The organism is Rhizobium sp. SJZ105 (assembly GCF_007828365.1).
Classification (GTDB): domain Bacteria; phylum Pseudomonadota; class Alphaproteobacteria; order Rhizobiales; family Rhizobiaceae; genus Agrobacterium; species Agrobacterium tumefaciens.
In genome coordinates this window covers 212059-231182 of the sequence record NZ_VIUP01000002.1, presented here as the reverse complement: position 1 = coordinate 231182, position 19124 = coordinate 212059, and the positions used below count along the sequence as shown (strand labels likewise).

The window sequence follows — 19124 nt, the reverse complement described above, 5'->3', positions numbered from 1 at the left end:
ATCCGTCATAGTTATTCGCAACGAAACCGATAGAGGCGGGAGCACGTTCCCGGCCATCAATCGTGGGGAACCGATGATAAGATTCATACTGAGCCGTCTTTTGATGGCGCTGCCGACGATCGCCTTTGTGTCGATCACGGTCTTTGCGCTCATCCGCTTCATTCCGGGTGATCCGGCCGCCCTGATGCTGGGCGACATGGCGCAACCGGAACAGATCGAGGCGATGAGAACAGAGCTTGGTCTCGACAAGTCCATGCCGCAACAGTTCGTCATCTGGGCGGGTAATGTGGTGCAGGGCGATTTCGGCCGGTCCATCGTCAACGACGAGGCAGTATTGCCGCTGGTCGTGTCGCGGTTCCTCGTCAGTGCTGAGATCGTCGTCGTCGCCGTTCTGCTGGCCAGCCTGATTGCGGTTCCGGCAGGTGTGATCGCCGCCTGGAAACAGAACAGCCTGACCGATCTTGCACTGGTTGGAACGGCAACCCTGCTTTTGTCCATACCGACATTCTGGCTCGGGCTTCTGCTTCTGCTGTTCTTCGGTCTAAAGCTCGGCTGGCTGCCGGTGCTGGGATACGTGTCGATCAGCGACAATCTCGTTGGCGGCATGCTCTATCTTGTCCTGCCTGTCATGACGCTGGTGATCCACGAAATGGGTGTCTTGATCCGCATGGCCCGCGCCTCCACGCTTGAAGTGCTGCGGCTGGATTACATTACCCATGCCCGCGCCAAGGGACTTTCGGAGAGTGCCGTCCTCTGGCGGCACGCCTTCAAGAATGCCTTTGGTCCGACATGGACGATGATCGGCCTCATCCTCGGCAATCTTCTCGGCGGCATCGCCGTCATTGAGACGGTCTTTACCATTCCAGGGCTCGGGCGGCTGATGGTCGACAGTATCTTTGCGCGTGACTACCCCGTCATACAGGGCTGCCTGCTGTTCGTTTCCCTGTCCTACGTGCTGGTCAATCTCTTCGTCGACCTTCTTTATCCTCTCTTCGATCCGCGTGTGGTTGCCGAATGAAAAAGTTCACACTCAACGGGCTTATCGGCGGCGTTCTCATCGGCCTCCTGCTCATCACCGCCATTACCGGCCTGTTCTGGACGCCCTATGATCCGATGAAGCTCGGTTTCGCCTCGCGGCTGGCCGCGCCCGGTCCCAGCCATCTTCTCGGCACCGACGAATTCGGGCGCGATGTTCTCAGTCGCCTGATGGTCGGCGCGCGTGCCAGCGTCTGGATCGGCTTCCTGACGGTCAGCTTCGCGACGATCTGCGGCACTCTGATCGGTCTTGTCAGTGGTTATGCGCGCGGCTGGGTTGATGGCGTCATCATGGCCATCAACAATGCGCTTCTCGCTTTTCCCGGCATTCTCCTGGCGCTTGGCCTTCTCGCGGTCTTTGGTGCCAACCAGTACGGCATCATCTTTGCGCTCGGCATCGCCTACACGCCGTCCATGGCCCGCGTGGTGCGTGGCGCCGTATTGTCGCTGCGTGAGCGCGAGTTCATCGAGGCATCGCTGGTGATGGGCAATGGCGAGATCTACACCATGTTCCGCCACATCCTGCCCAATTGCATCGCGCCGATCACGGTGCTTGCCACGTCCATGTTCGGCTGGGCAATCCTCTCGGAAAGCGCACTGTCCTTCCTCGGCCTTGGCGTGCCACCGCCGGCCCCCACCTGGGGCAACATGCTGGCCGCTGGCCGGCCCTTCATCCAGCAGGCCGTCTGGCTCGGGCTTTTCCCCGGTCTCTGCATCGCGCTGACACTGCTCGGCATCAATCTTCTGGGCGATGCCCTTCGCGACAGGCTTGACCCGCGCATGAGAGGTCTCAAATGACGGACAATACTCTTCTTACCGTGCGCGGCCTTTCGCTGGAGGTCGCGGGAAGCGGCCACCGGGTAGTCAAGGATGTTTCCTTCGATATTGCGCCTGGCGAAATCTTCGGCATCGTCGGCGAAAGCGGATCGGGAAAGACGCTGGCCACCCGCGCGCTCATCTCGCTTCTGCCCCCGGCAATCGCCGTCACCGGTGGATCGGTCATCTACAAGGGAAGGGACGTGATGTCCCTGCCGGCAAGGGAACTTCGCCGCCTGCGCGGCGCGGAAATCGGCGTCGTTTTCCAGGAGCCGATGACCTCTCTCAATCCGTCGATGACGATTGGCCGGCAGTTGGAAGAAGGCCTGATCCTTCACACCAAGTTATCGCCGGAAGAGCGCCGCGAGAAAATTCTCGAGATGCTGAGACGGGTCGGTATCCGCGATCCCGAAGGGGCGCTTGCTGCCTATCCGCATGAGTTTTCCGGCGGCATGCGCCAGCGCATCATGCTGGCCTCGGTCATGCTCCTGAAACCGGCGCTGCTGATCGCCGACGAGCCGACGACGGCGCTCGATGCCGTCATCCAGCGCGACGTCATGGAGCTGATGGTCGAACTGACACGGGCGGAGGGAACAGCCGTCCTTCTCATCAGCCATGACCTGCCGATGGTGGCCCGCTATACGAGCCGTATCGTGGTCATGGAGAAGGGCGCGATTGTCGAACAGGGTCGCACCGAAGACCTGCTCGATGTGCCGCAGCATCCCTATACGAAAAAGCTGCTTTCCTCTCTGCCCTTCCGGGGCGAGCCGCGTGTCGTCGACACCAGCAAGGCGCCGATGATTTCAGCCCGAAACATTGTTGTCGATTATGCCGGACGCAAGTCACTGCTGAAGAAAGCCAAGCCGAAGCGGGCGCTGCATGGGGTCAGCATCGATATTCACGAGGGTGAAGTCGTGGCACTGGTCGGTGGCTCCGGCTCCGGCAAGACCACGCTTGGCCGCACCATTGCCGGTCTCGTAAAGGAAAGCGAAGGGCAGATCCAGTTTCAGGGGCGGGAACGCAACGAGGACTGGAACGACTATCGCCTGAATTGCCAGATGGTGTTTCAGGATCCCTATTCCTCGCTCGATCCGCGAATGACCATTCAGGCGCTGGTGGAGGAGGCGTTGCGTCTCGTCCCCGGCCTGGATCAGGCCGCCAAGCGCAAGCGAGCGCTGGAAACGCTGGAAGAGGTGGGGCTTGGCGCAGACTATGCCAGCCGTTATCCGCACGAGCTTTCCGGCGGCCAACGCCAGCGCGTGGCGATTGCCCGTGCCATTGCCCGCCGTCCGCGGTTCCTGATCGCCGACGAACCGGTTTCCGCCCTTGACGTGACGGTGCGGGCGCAGGTGCTCGATCTCTTTTCCGATCTGCAGAAACGTTACGGCTTTTCCTGCCTGTTCATCAGCCACGATCTCGGCGTGGTCGAACAGGTGGCCGACCGTGTCGTCGTCATGCAGGACGGCCGTATCATCGAAGAGGGCGACCGCGACACGATTTTCGACAGCCCGAGAAAGGCCTACACACGCCGGCTCCTCTCGGCCATTCCCGCCCTCGACCAGAATGAAAAGGGCGGTGTGACACTCAAATGGCGTCTGGAAGAAGAAGTTTAACAGGAACATGACAATGACTGTGGCTGCCCAACTGAATGCGATCTGTGATGCACAGCCTTTTGTGACGCGCTTCATGGTGCGCAATCTCCTGACCGGCGAAGAGATCGGACGGGGAGAAAACGAGGAGACCCCATCGGGCAGCACCCGCAAGACGTCGATCATGATGGCAGTGCTCAAGGCTGCCAGCGAAGGGCGGCTCGATCTCGACCAGCCCGTCACCTATGAGAAGAGGCTGGCGGAAGAGGTGGCCAGCGGCATGTTCCGCTATCTGACACCGGGCATCGTCATTTCCCTGCGCGATGCGCTCGCCGGCATGATGGTGCTGAGCGACAATGTCTGCACCAAGATGGTGTTGGAGCGGCTGACGCTTGAGGAGGTGGACAGCTATTGCAAGACGCTCGGCATGGCCAATACCCACCACCGTTTCCTCATTCCGCCGTTGGCGCTGGCGGCCGATCATCCGCTGAAGACCGTCACGACCACCTCGGCGGCAGACCAGGTGCTGCTGCTTCAGACCATTCTTGATGCCCAGTCCTCGCCAGAGGCGCAGGCAAAGCTCGGCTGCAGCCCGCAATTGTGCGGCTGGGCAATGCAGACGCTGAAAAACCAGATATTGCGCTACGGAATCCGCTCCCGCCTGCCATTCGAGGCTGTGGTGGCGAGCAAGAGCGGACGCGGCAAGCGCGGGCGTATGGACGCCGGCATCGTCTACAGAAACGGCGCGCCGTCTTTCATCATCACCGCCTATACCGATGAAGTGCCGCAGGTGATGCCTGACGGCACGCCGGGATACACCATCGCGCTCGAAACGATCGGCCGGCTGGCGCAGGCCTGCTGGGACAGCTTTCAACAATGATAATCAACGACAACAAAGAGGGTAGAACAGTGAAAAAACTTCTTCTCGCAGGCGCGGCCCTGCTCGTAACAGCCAATATCGCGGTGGCTCGCGACATTACCATCGCGCAGAGCTCCGATCTGCGCAGCAGCAATCCCGGCGTCAATCGTGACGGCAATACGGACGGGGTGATCCTGCACATCGTCGAAGGCCTCGTCGGTTACAACAATGGCGGCGAAGTAAAGCCGCTGCTTGCCGAGAGCTTCGAGGTTTCGCCAGATGGCCTCACCTATACGTTTAAGCTGCGCGCGGACGTAAAATTCCATAACGGCAAGCCGCTCACCGCAGAAGATGTCGTCTGGAACTGGACGCGCTATCTGAAGCCCGAAACCAAATGGGCCTGCCTGAATGATTTCGTGGAAGGCGGTGCCGCGCATGTCACCGGCGTCAAGGCCACGGACGCCTCCACGGTTCAGATTACGCTTGAAAAGCCGTCAGCCGTTTTCCTCGGCCTGATGTCGCGGCCCGAATGCGGTTATACCGGCATGATCTCGCCGGAATCTGTTGCCGCTGACGGCAGCTTCGTCAAGCCCATCGGCACCGGTCCGTTCCAGTGGAACGAATGGAAGAAGGGTGAATATATCCGCCTCGCCAAATTCGCGGATTATGTTTCGCCTGTAAATGACGGCAAGCCGGATGGCATGGTCGGCTCCAAGCGGCCGCTGGCCGACGGCATCAAGTTCATGGTTATTCCGGACGCCTCGACCGTGAAGGCGGGCCTCGAATCCGGCGTGCTAGACACCGCCGAGATTTCTCCCGATCTCATTCCGGAGTTCAAGACGAATGAGAAGATGCAGCTCATTGTTGCCCGCAACAACGGCAAGAACCTTTTCTATATTCAGACCCGCGACAAGGTGCTGAGCAATCCAGGCGTGCGCCGCGCCATGGCGATGGCGCTTGATCTAGATGAACTGGTCGCCGCCGCATCGAACGGTACGGGCGAAGCCAACGGCTCGATGGTTTCGCAGGACTCGGTCTATTTCGATGAGACCCAGAAGAAGCGTCCGGCCTATGACATCGAGGCAGCCAAGAAGGAACTGGAGGCAGCCGGTTACAAGGGCGAGCCGATCTCAATCATCGCCAACAAGCGCGGCAATGTGCCGAGTTTTCCGGCAGCCGTCATGGCGCAGGCCATGATGCAGCAGGCGGGTTTGAACGTACAGATCGAGGTGCTGGACTATGCCACGCAGGTGGATCGTCGCCGTTCCGGCAATTATCAGGTGATCTCGCAGTCTGTCGCGCCGCGTCTCGATCCGGCCCTGATGTATGCATTCTACGTCGGTAACAAGGACAAGAACGCCTCCCTGATGTGGGATGATCCGAAGGCGATCGAGCTGATGAAGGCTGCCTATGTTGAGGCCGACCAAGCGAAGCGCCAGAAAATTTTCGACGAGTTCCACGAACTGATGCTGAAGGAAATGCCGGGCATCTTCCTTTACGACATGGTCGATGTCTGGGGCGCGACCAAGAAGCTCAAGGGTCAGCCGGTCTGGCAGTCGAACGCCCGCCTCTGGGAAGTCTCGGTCGACAACTGATCCAATATTGCCCGCGCCGGAAGCAAAGCCCGGCGCGGGCATTTTCCATCATGACCGTAATGATTTGGCGGCCCCCCGCCGAAGCGTTTGCGTGCGCCCTTAAAGGGCAGGAATGCGAGGACAAGCCATGAACCGTGAAGCCGTGATGTCGATTGCCGCCGAAATCGAGTCAATGAAGCTATATTTCACCACTTTGAGCGACAGCATCTGGGATTTTGCCGAACTCAAATTCGAGGAGAGGCAATCCGCCGGGGTTCTGGCGAACGCGCTTGAGGAGAACGGCTTTGTGGTCCGCCGCGGTGTAGCTGGCATGGACACGGCCTTCATCGGTGAATTCGGCCACGGCAAGCCGGTTATCGCCTTCCTAGGCGAATTTGACGCGCTTGCTGGCATGAGCCAGATGGCCGGCGTGGCTGAGGCAAAACCGCTTAAACCCGACGCCACCGGCCATGGCTGCGGCCACAATCTGCTCGGCGTCGGCTCGCTGATGGCCGCCATCGCACTTGCCCGGCATATGAAAGCCAACAACCTGCCCGGCACGGTGCGTTATTATGGCTGCCCCGGCGAAGAGGGCGGTTCCGGCAAGACTTTCATGGTGCGCGCCGGTCTGTTTGACGATGTCGATGCGGCTTTGACATGGCATCCCGCGCCCTTTAACGGCGTACGCTCCACCAACAATCTCGCGGTGCTGGAATATTTTTATCGTTTCAAGGGCGTTGCTTCCCATGCCTCCAACGCCGCCCATCTTGGTCGCTCGGCGCTAGATGCTGTCGAATTGATGAATGTTGGCGTCAATTTCCTGCGCGAACACATGCCGCAGGATTGCCGGGTGCATTATGCGATCACCGATGCCGGCGGCAAAGCGGCAAATGTTGTGCAGGCAAAGGCCGAAGTGCTCTATCTGATCCGCGCACCTGAAATGCGCCAGGCGCTCGATCTGGCAGCCCGTGTGGACAAGGTCGCGCGTGGTGCGGCCATGATGACCGAAACAGAGGTGGAGATCGTCTTCGATACCGCCTCCACCAATCTCCTGCCCAACATCACGCTCGAAACGGCGATGCATGAAAACATGGTGGCGCTTGGACCCATAGCCTTCGATGAGGCCGATCAGGCCTTCGCCAAGGTCATTCAGGACACATTCACGGAAGAGGCGATCAAAAGCAGCATCCGGCTCTACCAGATCAAGGGCGACGTCTTTTCCAACGGGAAGATCGACGGGTCGACGCCGCTGCATCTCGGCCTGCGCGATTTCGAGGGGCAGTCGCATTTTCGTGCCGGATCGACCGATGTCGGTGATGTCAGCTGGGTAACGCCAACAGCGCAATGCTGGACGCCCGCATGGGCAATCGGGACCAATCCGCATACATGGCAGGTGGTGGCGCAGGGCAAAAGCCCGGCCGCCCACAAAGCCATGGCACACGCCGCCAAGACGCTCGTATCGACAGGTCTTTCGCTGATGACCTCGCCCGAGCTGCTTGAAAGTGTCAAAAAAGAATGGCTGGAGAAAACCGAGGGCAGTGATTATGTCTGCCCCATTCCGGCGGACGTGATGCCCGGTTTTCACGATTAAGACGTGGCGCGTCTTTCGCGCCCGTCCCACTCTTCCATTTGTCCGTGATGTTTTATCGCAGGCAACCCAGCGACTTCCGCGAAAGTGCTCAGCAAGCGCATGAGCCCCCTCCGCCCACGCCAGGGCGAAGGGGGCTATCCCCGTTTTCTCTGAAAACTCCTGGTCATCACCGCCTTGTGTGCCGTCTCGCTCCACGGCCACGAAGAAAGCATTGACGTTCGAACCAAAAATGGAATAAATATATCGAACAACAGAAATTCGGTTTCATTATTCCGTTTTCTGGATGTGAGGAGTTAGCGGCGGGCTCTCGGGTCCGTTTCCGGCTGGGAGAGGTGGCGCTGGACACCGAGGAGGAGAAAACAATGAAAAAGCTTATTATCAGTGCGGCTATGTCTGTGCTTTTGGGCACGGCGGCACATGCCGAGACCGTCGGTGTTTCGATGGCCCTGTTCGACGACAACTTCCTGACCGTGCTGCGCAACGGCATGCAGGATTATTCCAAGGAGCTGAAGGGCGTCACCCTGCAAGTTGAGGACGCGCAGAACGACGTTGCCAAGCAGCAGAGCCAGATCCAGAATTTCATCGCCTCCAAGGTCGATGCGATCATCGTCAATCCGGTTGATACGGATGCGACGGCGGCCATGTCGAAACTTGCTGCTGAAGCCAAGATTCCGCTGGTTTACGTCAACCGCCAGCCGGTAAACGTGGATTCCCTGCCAGACGGCCAGGCCTTCGTGGCATCGGAAGAAACCGTGGCCGGCACGCTTGAAACCAAGGAAGTCTGCCGCCTTCTCGGTGGCAAGGGCAAGGCCGTGATCATGATGGGCGAGTTGTCCAATCAGGGCGCGCGCATGCGCACGCAGGCCGTTCACGATGTTCTGAAAACCGATGAATGCAAGGGCATTTCCGTGGTTGAAGAGCAGACGGCCAATTGGCAGCGCACGCAGGGTTCCGACCTCGTCACCAACTGGCTGTCCGGCGGTATCGAGTTCAATGCCGTCATTGCCAATAACGATGAAATGGCGATCGGCGCTATCCAGGCTCTGAAGGCCGCGGGCAAGGACATGAAGGAATATGTCGTTGCCGGTGTGGATGCCACGCAAGACGCTCTTGCCGCCATGCAGGCAGGCGATCTCGACGTGACGGTCTTCCAGGATGCGGCTGGCCAGGGCAAGGGTGCTCTCGATGCCGCACTGAAGCTCGTCAAGGGCGACAAGGTTGACAAGAAGGTCTACATTCCCTTCCAGCTCGTTACCCCGGAAAACGTCAAGGACTACGTAGCCAAGAACTGACGACCCTTTACCGGCATTTGCGACCGTTTCAAGCAATATCGGAAGCAAATGCCGGTTCTGGACGGCAGTCGGCGTGTCAGACGCCGAGTTGAACCAGGCTAGAATAGTATTTCAGTGAATTCAAAGTGTTACAGCGCTTATGTGTGTCTTGATCGGCACGGCGCTGTAAGCCTCCCCGGAGGATGGGCGCCTTTTGGCGAAACCTCTTCCCCCGGTCATTTTTGTCTATCGTGGAGGATAAGATGGTCGTCAGCCCATCGACAATGGCCGCCGTGCGCGCCAGCGGCGCCGTGCCCAATGCAGAATATCTTCTCGCAGCGGACGGCATACGCAAGGAATTTCCCGGCGTTGTCGCGCTGGATGACGTTTCGTTCCACCTCAAGCGCGGCACCGTGCATGCGCTGATGGGTGAGAATGGCGCCGGTAAATCGACGCTGATGAAGATTCTGGCAGGTATCTACCAGCCGGATGTCGGAGAAATTCGCCTGAAGGGCGCTGCGATACGCCTCGATTCACCGCTTGATGCGCTCGAAAACGGCATTGCGATGATCCATCAAGAACTCAACCTGATGGCCTACATGACGGTAGCGGAAAATATATGGATTCGCCGCGAGCCGAAAAACCGACTGGGCTTTATCGACCATGGCGAAATGTATCGCCGCACCCAGACATTGCTCGAAAGGCTCGGTATCGATCTCGATCCGGAAATGCGTGTCGGCGAACTATCGGTCGCAAGCCGGCAGATGGTCGAAATTGCCAAGGCGGTTTCCTACGATTCCGACGTTCTCATCATGGACGAACCGACGTCAGCGTTGACTGAGCGCGAGGTGGAACATCTGTTCCGCATCATCCGCGACCTCAGGGACCGCGGTATCGGCATCGTCTACATCACTCACAAGATGAATGAGCTTTTCGAGATCGCCGATGAGTTTTCCGTCTTTCGCGACGGCAAATATATCGGCACCCACGCGTCCACCGATGTGACGCGAGACGACATCATCCGCATGATGGTGGGGCGCGAAATTACCCAGATGTTCCCGAAGGAAGAGGTTCCGATCGGCGATGTGGTGCTGTCGGTCAAGAACCTGACGCTGAACGGCGTCTTCCATGACGTGTCATTTGATGTTCGCGCCGGGGAAATTCTAGGTGTCGCCGGCCTTGTCGGTTCTGGCCGCTCGAACGTGGCGGAAACGGTGTTCGGCGTTACGCCGGCGTCTTCTGGCACTGTGGAAATCAACGGCAAGCCTGTGTCGATCGCAAGTCCGACAGAGGCGATCCGTCACCGCATGGCGTTCCTGACGGAAGACCGCAAGGATACCGGCTGCCTGCTGATCCTCAATATTCTCGAGAACATGCAGATCGCGGTTCTACAGGACAAATATGTCACCAACGGCTTCGTGCAGGAAAAGACGCTTTCGGAAGCCTGCGACGACATGTGCCGCAAGCTCCGGGTTAAGACGCCCAATCTTTACGAGCGCATCGAAAACCTGTCGGGCGGCAATCAGCAGAAGGTGCTGATCGGGCGCTGGATGCTGACACAGCCACGCATCCTCATTCTGGATGAGCCGACGCGCGGGATCGATGTCGGGGCAAAAGCCGAAATCCACAAGCTGGTTGGCGAGATGGCGCGCAATGGCGTCGCCGTCATCATGATTTCCTCCGAAATGCCGGAGGTTCTGGGCATGAGCGACCGTATCATGGTCATGCATGAAGGTCGCGTGACGGGCTTCCTTGACAGAAGTGAAGCCACACAGGTGAAGGTGATGGATCTCGCATCGCGGTGAGGCGCGCCGGGATTTCTCGAGGAGGAATGACTATGAATACGAACGCCGCCGCCAACGCAGAGTTGGATGCAAAATCCGGGCGCAAGCCGCACAGGCGCATACCGCCCGAAGCAAATATATTTTTCGTGCTGATTGGCATCGCGCTGGTTTACGAAATTCTTGGCTGGATTTTCATCGGCCAGAGCTTTCTGATGAACCAGCAGCGCCTGACGATCATGATCCTGCAAGTGTCGGTCATCGGCATCATCGCCGTCGGCGTCACGCAGGTCATCATCACCGGCGGCATCGATCTGTCCTCCGGTTCGGTCGTCGGTCTGACGGCGATGTTGTCCGCCAGCGTGGGGCAGTCGTCCACATGGCCGCGGACGCTTTACCCGGGTCTGACCGATCTGCCTTTCTTCATGCCGCTGGCTGTCGGCATTCTGGCTGGCGCTTTGGCCGGTTTCATCAACGGGCAGCTTATAGCACGCACGAAAATCCCGCCCTTCATCGCAACCCTGGGCATGATGGTGACGGCGCGCGGCCTTTCCAAATGGTACACCAAGGGCCAACCGATTTCCGGTCTGACCGACGGTTTCACCTTCATCGGTACAGGTGTCTGGCCGGTCGTGGTTTTCCTCGTCGTCGCGGTTATTTTCCACGTCGCGCTGCGGTACACCCGTTACGGCAAGTTCACCTATGCCATCGGCGCCAACCAGCAGGCCGCCCGCGTTTCCGGTATCAATATCGAGGCGCATCTGATCAAGGTCTACGCCATTGCCGGCATGCTGGCCGGTCTTGCTGGTGTCGTCACCGCTGCCCGTGCACAGACGGCGCAGGCCGGCATGGGTGTGATGTATGAACTCGACGCCATCGCCGCGGCCGTTATCGGCGGCACTTCGCTCGCCGGCGGTGCTGGCCGTATTACCGGCACAGTGATCGGCACCATCATTCTCGGTGTCATGACATCCGGTTTCACGTTCCTCAGGGTCGATGCCTATTACCAGGAGATCGTCAAGGGACTGATCATCGTGGCCGCCGTCGTCGCTGACGTCTACCGCCAGAAGAAACGCGCAAAACGCTAAGCACTCCTCCTCCCGGACCTGGGGCAGGCCTTCAGGCTTGCCCCTTTTTTGTCCCATCGACAAGGACCTGAATGGCCTTGGAGGGGAGGGGTCGGTTTCAGGTCTTGCTGTTGCGGTACTCGTGAACTGCCTTGCCGAAAGCTTCGAACAAAGCGCGCGAGGGTGCGTCTGTCTCGGCCCAATATTCCGGGTGCCATTGCACACCAACGGCAAAGCCCTTGGCATCGATGACGGAAACGGCCTCGATCGTGCCGTCTGCCGCTGTCGCCTCCACCTGCAGGCGTGGCGCGGTCTCGGCAATTGCCTGCCGATGCAGCGAATTGATCTGGATTTCTCCCGACATGCCAAGATGCTGTGCAATGCAGGAGCCTTCGCGCACATGCACCGGCTGGCGGATTGCGAAGGCCACGTCGCGGTCCTCATGTTCCGGCTTGCGGTGGTCCCAAATTCCGGGCTGTTCCTGAATTTCGGAAGCAAGCGTGCCGCCCAGCGCGACGTTCAGCTCCTGAATGCCGCGACAGATGGCAAGCATCGGAATGCCGCGTTCCAACGCCCGGCGGATCAGCGGCAGGCTGGTGGCGTCGCGGGCTGGATCGAACGGACCGTCACTCTCCTGTGCCTCTTTTCCGTAAAGAGAAGGGTGAACATTGGTGGCCGAGCCGGAGACGAGCAGGCCATCGACCCGGTCGAGGATGGCATCGACCTCATTGCCGTCCTCAAAGGCCGGAACGATGAAGGACATGACATCAGCCACCTTCAGCGCCGCAGAAAGATACTGGTTCTGCGCGGCGTGCCAGTCGGCTCCGGTGAAATGCCGGATGTCGGCGGGGACGGCGATAATCGGTTTTGGCATGGTGGCTCCGGGGGGCGAATCTTCGAAAATTTGTGCGACTGCCAGCGGGCCAAGTCAAGCATGTGTTTCGTCCTCGGAGCGCGATATATGCGGCTAAAGTATAAGGCGGCGTCGCGATATTTCAGTTGCAAATAAAATAGCGAAGAGGCCACCGAAAAAATCCTGATATGGCTGGTTTTCCGGCAATTAATTCTTGGCGCGGGTGCTTGTCAGCTGGGCGGTAACCGTGCTTACTTTGTTGCGATGCCTGAACAGCACGAGGGGAATTCAAGCTGCGGGCAGCGTTGATATCTGGGAGGATATAGATGGATCGCCGTTCCTTTATGAAAAAAGGTGCGCTGGCGGGGGCTGCTGCGACAGCCTTGGCTGCGCCCGCAATTGCACAACAGAATACAAAGATCACCTGGCGACTGACGTCGTCGTTTCCGAAGTCTCTCGATACAATCTATGGCGGCGCCGAGGATATTGCCAAACATGTGGCGGCCGCTACCGACGGCAATTTCACCATCCAGCCCTTTGCGGCTGGCGAAATCGTGCCCGGCCTGCAAGCAGCCGATGCCGTATCATCGGGTACGGTGGAAATGTGCCATACCTGCTCCTATTATTACGTCGGCAAGGATCCGACCTTCGCTATCGGCACGGCGATACCGTTCGGTCTTAATGCCCGCCTGACCAATTCCTGGTTCTACGAAGGCAACGGCAACAAGCTGCTCAACGAGTTTTACGCCAAGCACAATCTCTACGGCATGATATCAGGTAATACCGGCGCCCAGATGGGCGGCTGGTTCCGCAAGGAAATCAACACCGTCGACGATTTCAAGGGCGTGAAGATGCGCATTGCCGGTCTTGCCGGCAAAGTGGTGGAAAAACTCGGCGTGGTCCCGCAGCAGATCGCCGGCGGCGATATCTATCCGGCGTTGGAAAAAGGAACCATCGACGCTGCGGAATGGGTTGGTCCGTATGACGACCACAAGCTCGGTTTCCAGAAGGTGGCGAAATATTATTATTACCCGGCCTTCTGGGAAGGCGGCCCGGTCATCCATTCCTTCGTCAATCTGGACAAGTGGAACAGCCTGCCGAAGAATTACCAGACGGTGCTGCAGGATGCCTGCGCTTTCGCCAATACCAGCATGATGGCGAAATACGACGCGAAAAACCCGATCGCCATCAAGCAGCTGGTTTCGGAAGGTGCCGTGCTGCGGCCCTTCAGCCAGGAAATCCTCGAGGCCTGCTATAAGGCAGCGTTGGAAGTCTATGCCAATATTTCAGCAACCAACCCGGACTTCAAGAAGATCTACGAGGATCAGGTCGCCTTCAAGCGCGAGGGTTACCTGTGGATGCAGCTCGCGGAATATACTTTCGATACTTTCATGATGATCCAGCAGCGTAACGGCAAGCTCTGATTATTCGGTGCGGCGGACCGGACAAAAGCCTCGGGGACTTCGGTCCCCGGGGTTTTTGTTGTGCCGTCGCGCCTGCATCCGCCCGATAGGAAAGGGCGATTGACGATCAGGGCTGTCGGAAGCAAAAGCAGCAGCCTCAATAACCAGGTGTAGTCCCGGCAAGGATTGGCTACGCCGACCTCGGAAAAACCGCACAGGCTGGTCGATGACTGTCAGGTTCAATTTCCACACAGAGTAAATGGAAGGCAGGGGTGCAACCCTGTCTTCCACTCAGCAATGATAAGTTCTCCGAAAAATCCGCAAAAGACGCCGGTTAAGGCCCGATCTTCGGTGGTTCACCGAGGTTAGGCATGCCTGGCAACCCACCCGGCTGGCCTCCTGGAAGGCCGAAATTGGGCATGGTGTTGCCGCCCTGATTGCCGAAGGCAGGCACTTCGATCTTGATGGAGTTTAGATCCACCTGGGGTGCTTTGTCCAACCAGTAGGTGACGGATTCCGGCCAGAAGATCACGATGGCGACGAGGATGAGCTGCATGCCGAGCCAGGGAATGGCACCCATGTAGATATCCGAGGTCTTGACCGTGCGCGGCGCGATTGAGCGCAGGTAGAACAGCGCGAAACCGAAGGGCGGGTGCATGAAGCTGGTCTGCATGTTGATGCAGATCAGCACGCCGAACCAGATCAGGTCGATGCCGAGCGCCTGCGCGATGGGTGCGAGCATCGGGATGACGATGAAGGCGATCTCGAAGAAATCGAGGAAGAAGGCGAGGAAGAAGATGAAGATGTTGACGAAGATCAGGAAGCCGATCGGGCCGCCCGGAATGCCCGACAACATGTGCTCGATCCACAGCGAACCGTCCATGCCCTGAAAGACGAGGGAAAAGCAGGTGGCGCCTACCAGAATGAACACCACCATGGACGTGATGTGCATGGTGGAATGCATGCCCTGCTTGACGAGATCCCAGGTGAGGCGGCGGTGGGCTGCGGCCAGCGCCATGGCGCCGACGACGCCGAGCGCGCCGGCTTCCGTTGGTGTTGCAAGGCCGAGGAAGATGGTGCCGAGCACGAGGAAGATCAGCACGATGGAGGGCACCATGCCCGCCAGCACGCGAAATACCAGTGCACGGTTGAGTTCGCCCCGCGCTTCTGGCGGCAAAGCAGGCAAATCCTTCGGCCGCACGATCGACATGAACAGGATGAAGAGCATGAAGATGGCGACTTGCAGGATCGACGGGCCGATTGCGCCGAGATACATGTCGCCGACGGATTTACCGAGCTGGTCGGCAAGAACGATCAGCACGAGCGAAGGCGGAATGACCTGCGTGATGGTGCCGGATGCGGCGATGACGCCGGTGGCGAGGCGCGGATTGTAACCATATTTCAGCATGATCGGCAGCGAGATGACGCCCATGGTGATGACGGAGGCGGCAACCGTGCCGGTGATCGCGCCAAGGATTGCGCCGACGATGATGACGGCATAGGCGAGGCCGCCGGGAATGGCGCCGAACAGCTTGCCCGTGCCTTCAAGCAAATCTTCGGCAAGCCCGCATCGCTCCAGGATCGCGCCCATGAAGGTGAAGAACGGAATGGCGAGCAGCAGGTCGTTCGAGACGATGCCGAAGATGCGCAGCGGCAAGGCCTGAAGGAAGGCCGGCGAAAAATGCTCGGTGAAGATGCCGATGACGCCGAAAACCAGACCGACGGTGGCAAGAGAGAAAGCAACCGGAAATCCGTAGAGCATGAAGATGATCATGCCGAGGAACATCAGTGGCGGAAGAATACCATATTCGAACATGGGAAATATCCTGAAGGTTCAGATCGCGGCGATCATTGCAGGGGTTTTTCGTACTTCGTATCGAGCGCATAAAGCCCGTTGAGGGCGCCGATGCGCTTGATGAGTTCGGAAAATCCCTGAAGAACCAGAAGGGCGAAACCGGCGAAGATGATGAGTTTCACCGGCCAGCGGATGAGCCCGCCGGCATTGGAGGACATTTCGTTCTGATGCCAGGAAAGCATGAACATCGGCCAGGAAAGCCAGGCCAGATAAAAGCAGGCGGGCATAAGAAAAAGTATGATGCCGATGATGTCCACCCACAGGCGCGTGCGAGACGAGATAGCCCCGTAGATGATGTCCACCCGCACATGTTCATTCATGCGCAGCGTGTAGGACGCACCCACCAGCACGATGAAGGCAAACATGTACCACTGGATTTCGAGCCAGCCGTTTGAACTATAGTTGAAGGTATAACGCACCATGGCGTTTCCGGCGCTGACGAGGCAGCAGACAAGCACCAGATAACCGGCGACCTTGCCCAGAGCTTCGCTGACAAGGTCGATCAGCGCACTTAATTTCAAAAGCGGTTTCATGACTTTCCCCTCTTCCCTTGCCGGGCCCTTTGCGGGTTATGGTGGCAAGCAAGCCGGTCGGCCATCGTGACGGGCACGCCTCCACGCGTACTCGCACAGCCAAATTCCGGCGTTCCTCCCCACAGAATCCCGTGTATGGGCAGGTTGTCCGAAAAGCAACCGAAACCACTATTAAACCGGCCGCATGGCCGCCGTTTTCAACCGTTTACAAAAGAATGTTGCACGACGGCACGCTTTGCACGGCATACCGTTTGCCCCGCTTGTCATCGATGTTCTTTCGTTTGGAACGCATTGCACTTTTCGCCGACTTCATGTTACCTCTGGCTCCGGAGAATCCGGCATGGGCCCGTTATCGTCCGCAGGGCAAATTGTCTTGTGCGGCGGGTATGGCGGATGGAGCAGAAGGGGAAGCGGAATGAGCGAACACCACACGGGTCCAGTCGAAGTTGGCGCCGAGATGAACTACGCCGAGCATGAAAAGACCTACAACGCTTTTCTTGCCATGACGAAGTACGGCACGATGCTGGTCTGCGTGCTGATGCTGGCCATGGTCGCGGGTTTCTTTACGTCCGTGGGTTTCCTTGGCGGCCTTATCGTTTTCCTCGTGCTTTCGGCTGCGGGTTTCATTCTGCTGCGCTGAGCGACGCTGTTCACCAGCGTGTCGCGGCGCGGACGTTGCGATGCCTTGCTACCGGCAAGCCCAAACCCGGAAAGGCGAAGCAATGAAACGCCTGTTTGCCTGGCTGTTATTGCTGGCGGTGATGTCGCATCCCGCTTTGTCGCGCGATCTTTTGCCGTCTGAGCAAGACAAGCTGCAAACACAGATAGAGCGGTTCAGCGCCGCCTTGAATGCGCAGGATTTTGATTTTGTCGGCCGGACGGTGCCGCCGAAAATCTTTGAATTCATTGCAAACGATGCGGGTGTCTCCGTCGGGCAGTTGCGTAGCGCTCTGACCACGCAGATGCAAATGGCGCTTGCAGCGGTCAAGATCACCGAATTCACCATGGACACGGCGGCGATCAGTGTGCAGCAGACGCCTGATGGAACGCCCTATGCGCTCGTTCCGACGAAAACGGTGATGGAAACCGGCGGCCAGACGATCGAAGCGAAATCCCATACCCTGGCGCTTATCGACGGTACGCAATGGTATTTGCTGCGTGTGAGCGATCAGCAGCAGGTGACCATCCTGCGAAAGGTCTATCCATCCTTCGCCACGGTGGAGTTTCCGGAAGATTCCGTACAACAGGTGAAATAGCGCGCAGGCGTCCGCTAAACCGTAGAAACTCTAACCGGCTTGAAACCGGATTTCCGCATTTTCAGGAAAAACGCCCCGGACGGAACGGATCGACCGATATTGCGGTCTCCTCGCCGTTTGCCAGTTGCGTCACGAGGCGGGCGGTAGCTGCCGATTGCGTCAGCCCCAGATGGCCGTGGCCAAAGGCATAGATGACGGAAGGTGTGGTGCGCGCGGTGCCGATGACGGGAAGACAGTCCGGCATCGAAGGGCGGAACCCCATCCATTGCTGGCCGCCTTCAACCTTGAGACCGGGCAGGAAACGCCCGGCTTTCTTGAGCATGGCCTCGGATCGCTTGAAATTCGGCTTCAACTCCAAACCGCCCAACTCGACTGCGCCGCCAACGCGGATGCCAGACGATAGCGGTGTAACGACAAAACCGTGGTCGTTGAAATAAAGCTGGCGCGTGAGGTTGAAGGCGCCGGCGGGCAGGGTGGTGTTATAGCCGCGTTCGGTTTCCAGCGGCACGATGTTGCCAAGTGTTGCGGCAAGCGGCTTGGACCACGCGCCGCAGGCGATCACCACCTTGTCGGCGTCGATCTTGTCGCCGTTTTCCAGGGTCACGATCGTACTTTCGCCGACGGCGTCGATGCGTTCTGCCTCGCCCTTGCGCAGCTTTCCGCCACGGGCGATCACCAGGTCGAAAATGGCACGGGTGAAGTCGTAGGGATCGGAGACCTGCAAGCCATCAGGCGAGAACATGGCGTGGCGGAATTGCGGGGCAAGACCCGGCTGCAATTCGTCTATCTCGTTGCGGGCGACACGCTTGGAAGAGAAGCCTGCCTGTTCCTTTTCATCCCAGTCCTTGCGCGCAGCGTTGAGGCTGGCTTCGCTGTCGTAAAGATCGAGCGTGCCGGTTTTCGCGACAAAGTGCGAGAGCTCCGGCATGGCGGCGACATGGGCCATTTCGGTGGCAGACAGCCGGTTGATCTCGCTGAGCGTTCTCAGGCCGTGGCGAAAGTTGCGCTCAGCGCTGGCGCGCCAGAAACGCCACAGCCACGGCGCGATCTTCGGCGCATAGGCAGGCGGCACACTGAGCGGGCCAAGCGGATCGAAAAGCCAGCGCGGTGCTTTTCTCATGATGCCGGGGGCGGGAATGGGGATGATTTCGGGAAAGGCGAGGATACCGGCATTACCGGAGCTTGCGCCCCGGGCAACTTCACCGCGCTCCAGAAGAAAGACCTCACGCCCGGCATTTTGCAGGTAAAGCGCCGCCATGGAACCGATAATGCCGGTGCCGATCACCAGCACGTCGCATTTCAGGGTTTTGGTCATCGGCGCTCCTGCAACACAAATCTCTCAAGCCCGCCATAACAATGAATGCCGTACCGATGAAAGCCCGTATCGCTCTGCGGCGGCAGAAATATCAGCACTGTGGCAAATAAGCGGTTCTCATCCGGTGCGGACGGGTTGGTAAAGGCAGCTCGGTCTGAAGTATTCTTGCCAACAGTTTCGGTCATTGGACCAATAGTTATGGGTCATCATTAATTGCTATTTAACGGTGTCCGGCTAGGTTTCGCGTACACGCAGACCGATCCTTTATTTTCATCTCTTTGGCATCGAGGAGGAAAGGTCCGCATACAAGTTATTGTTGGGAGTTC

General features: G+C 58.6%; 16 protein-coding genes. 12 read left to right on the top strand and 4 right to left on the bottom strand.

The features are described 5' to 3' along the window. The first annotated feature begins 73 nt into the window (after positions 1 to 73). The 9 genes from FB593_RS10235 (at position 74) to FB593_RS10190 (ending at position 11604) form a co-directional block, all read left to right on the top strand. Complete coding sequence (locus FB593_RS10235; RefSeq protein WP_003511005.1) at positions 74 to 1018, top strand: ABC transporter permease; 945 nt, start codon at positions 74 to 76, stop codon at positions 1016 to 1018. Further along, positions 1015 to 1833, top strand: a complete 819-nt coding sequence (locus tag FB593_RS10230; RefSeq protein WP_003511004.1) for an ABC transporter permease — start codon at positions 1015 to 1017, stop codon at positions 1831 to 1833. Before FB593_RS10235 ends, FB593_RS10230 begins: the two co-directional genes overlap by 4 nt. Next, entirely contained in the window at positions 1830 to 3464 is a 1635-nt protein-coding gene (locus FB593_RS10225) for an ABC transporter ATP-binding protein (protein WP_080850016.1), read from the top strand. The genes FB593_RS10230 and FB593_RS10225 overlap by 4 nt, the downstream gene beginning before the upstream one ends. Positions 3465 to 3477: 13 nt before the next feature. Further along, positions 3478 to 4320: a serine hydrolase gene (locus FB593_RS10220; RefSeq protein ID WP_186438807.1), complete on the top strand. Its 843-nt coding sequence runs from the start codon at positions 3478 to 3480 to the stop codon at positions 4318 to 4320. Positions 4321 to 4349: 29 nt separating this feature from the next. Then, a complete protein-coding gene (locus tag FB593_RS10215; protein ID WP_162695813.1) occupies positions 4350 to 5894 on the top strand; it encodes an ABC transporter substrate-binding protein in 1545 nt (514 codons plus the stop codon). A gap of 127 nt (positions 5895 to 6021) precedes the next feature. Beyond that, complete coding sequence (locus tag FB593_RS10210) at positions 6022 to 7464, top strand: M20 family metallopeptidase (protein WP_145166530.1); 1443 nt, start codon at positions 6022 to 6024, stop codon at positions 7462 to 7464. Between the two features lie 362 nt (positions 7465 to 7826). After that, complete coding sequence (locus FB593_RS10200; protein ID WP_003510994.1) at positions 7827 to 8756, top strand: sugar ABC transporter substrate-binding protein; 930 nt, start codon at positions 7827 to 7829, stop codon at positions 8754 to 8756. A gap of 242 nt (positions 8757 to 8998) precedes the next feature. Beyond that, positions 8999 to 10540: a sugar ABC transporter ATP-binding protein gene (locus FB593_RS10195; RefSeq protein ID WP_025595621.1), complete on the top strand. Its 1542-nt coding sequence runs from the start codon at positions 8999 to 9001 to the stop codon at positions 10538 to 10540. Positions 10541 to 10572: 32 nt separating this feature from the next. Then, positions 10573 to 11604 carry an ABC transporter permease gene (locus tag FB593_RS10190; protein WP_112161560.1) on the top strand — a complete coding sequence of 344 codons (1032 nt, stop codon included), beginning with the start codon at positions 10573 to 10575 and terminating at the stop codon, positions 11602 to 11604. A 97-nt stretch (positions 11605 to 11701) separates the two neighbouring features. Here the strand turns inward: FB593_RS10190 and FB593_RS10185 are convergent, their stop codons facing one another. Then, positions 11702 to 12457 (bottom strand): gamma-glutamyl-gamma-aminobutyrate hydrolase family protein, encoded by a 756-nt coding sequence (locus FB593_RS10185; RefSeq protein ID WP_013761612.1) that lies wholly within the window; start codon positions 12455 to 12457, stop codon positions 11702 to 11704. Positions 12458 to 12762: 305 nt separating this feature from the next. Between FB593_RS10185 and FB593_RS10180 the strand changes: the two genes are divergently transcribed. Further along, positions 12763 to 13860, top strand: coding sequence for a TRAP transporter substrate-binding protein (locus tag FB593_RS10180; RefSeq protein ID WP_003510986.1), 1098 nt, complete (start codon positions 12763 to 12765; stop codon positions 13858 to 13860). A 313-nt stretch (positions 13861 to 14173) separates the two neighbouring features. Here FB593_RS10180 and FB593_RS10175 read toward each other — a convergent pair whose 3' ends face one another. Next, entirely contained in the window at positions 14174 to 15655 is a 1482-nt protein-coding gene (locus FB593_RS10175; RefSeq protein ID WP_003510985.1) for a TRAP transporter large permease, read from the bottom strand. 32 nt (positions 15656 to 15687) lie between these two features. Further along, on the bottom strand, positions 15688 to 16227 hold the full coding sequence (locus FB593_RS10170; RefSeq protein WP_111851435.1) for a TRAP transporter small permease subunit: 540 nt from the start codon (positions 16225 to 16227) through the stop codon (positions 15688 to 15690). Between the two features lie 415 nt (positions 16228 to 16642). Here FB593_RS10170 and FB593_RS10160 point away from each other — a divergent pair, with 415 nt between their 5' ends. Further along, positions 16643 to 16867, top strand: a complete 225-nt coding sequence (locus FB593_RS10160; protein WP_003510978.1) for an aa3-type cytochrome c oxidase subunit IV — start codon at positions 16643 to 16645, stop codon at positions 16865 to 16867. An 82-nt stretch (positions 16868 to 16949) separates the two neighbouring features. Next, on the top strand, positions 16950 to 17483 hold the full coding sequence (locus tag FB593_RS10155; RefSeq protein WP_035199477.1) for a hypothetical protein: 534 nt from the start codon (positions 16950 to 16952) through the stop codon (positions 17481 to 17483). 61 nt (positions 17484 to 17544) lie between these two features. Here the strand turns inward: FB593_RS10155 and FB593_RS10150 are convergent, their stop codons facing one another. Then, positions 17545 to 18798 (bottom strand): NAD(P)/FAD-dependent oxidoreductase, encoded by a 1254-nt coding sequence (locus FB593_RS10150; RefSeq protein ID WP_003510975.1) that lies wholly within the window; start codon positions 18796 to 18798, stop codon positions 17545 to 17547. Positions 18799 to 19124: the final 326 nt, after the last annotated feature.

What these genes read in the sequence shown, in the direction of transcription:
- FB593_RS10235 (WP_003511005.1), top strand. Translation starts at nt 74, where the DNA reads ATGATAAGATTCATACTGAGCCGTCTTTTGATGGCGCTGCCGACGATC.
- FB593_RS10175 (WP_003510985.1), bottom strand. Translation starts at nt 15,655, where the DNA reads ATGTTCGAATATGGTATTCTTCCGCCACTGATGTTCCTCGGCATGATC.
- FB593_RS10230 (WP_003511004.1), top strand. Translation starts at nt 1,015, where the DNA reads ATGAAAAAGTTCACACTCAACGGGCTTATCGGCGGCGTTCTCATCGGC.
- FB593_RS10225 (WP_080850016.1), top strand. Translation starts at nt 1,830, where the DNA reads ATGACGGACAATACTCTTCTTACCGTGCGCGGCCTTTCGCTGGAGGTC.
- FB593_RS10185 (WP_013761612.1), bottom strand. Translation starts at nt 12,457, where the DNA reads ATGCCAAAACCGATTATCGCCGTCCCCGCCGACATCCGGCATTTCACC.
- FB593_RS10195 (WP_025595621.1), top strand. Translation starts at nt 8,999, where the DNA reads ATGGTCGTCAGCCCATCGACAATGGCCGCCGTGCGCGCCAGCGGCGCC.
- FB593_RS10210 (WP_145166530.1), top strand. Translation starts at nt 6,022, where the DNA reads ATGAACCGTGAAGCCGTGATGTCGATTGCCGCCGAAATCGAGTCAATG.
- FB593_RS10160 (WP_003510978.1), top strand. Translation starts at nt 16,643, where the DNA reads ATGAGCGAACACCACACGGGTCCAGTCGAAGTTGGCGCCGAGATGAAC.
- FB593_RS10180 (WP_003510986.1), top strand. Translation starts at nt 12,763, where the DNA reads ATGGATCGCCGTTCCTTTATGAAAAAAGGTGCGCTGGCGGGGGCTGCT.
- FB593_RS10170 (WP_111851435.1), bottom strand. Translation starts at nt 16,227, where the DNA reads ATGAAACCGCTTTTGAAATTAAGTGCGCTGATCGACCTTGTCAGCGAA.
- FB593_RS10220 (WP_186438807.1), top strand. Translation starts at nt 3,478, where the DNA reads ATGACTGTGGCTGCCCAACTGAATGCGATCTGTGATGCACAGCCTTTT.
- FB593_RS10200 (WP_003510994.1), top strand. Translation starts at nt 7,827, where the DNA reads ATGAAAAAGCTTATTATCAGTGCGGCTATGTCTGTGCTTTTGGGCACG.
- FB593_RS10155 (WP_035199477.1), top strand. Translation starts at nt 16,950, where the DNA reads ATGAAACGCCTGTTTGCCTGGCTGTTATTGCTGGCGGTGATGTCGCAT.
- FB593_RS10150 (WP_003510975.1), bottom strand. Translation starts at nt 18,798, where the DNA reads ATGACCAAAACCCTGAAATGCGACGTGCTGGTGATCGGCACCGGCATT.
- FB593_RS10190 (WP_112161560.1), top strand. Translation starts at nt 10,573, where the DNA reads ATGAATACGAACGCCGCCGCCAACGCAGAGTTGGATGCAAAATCCGGG.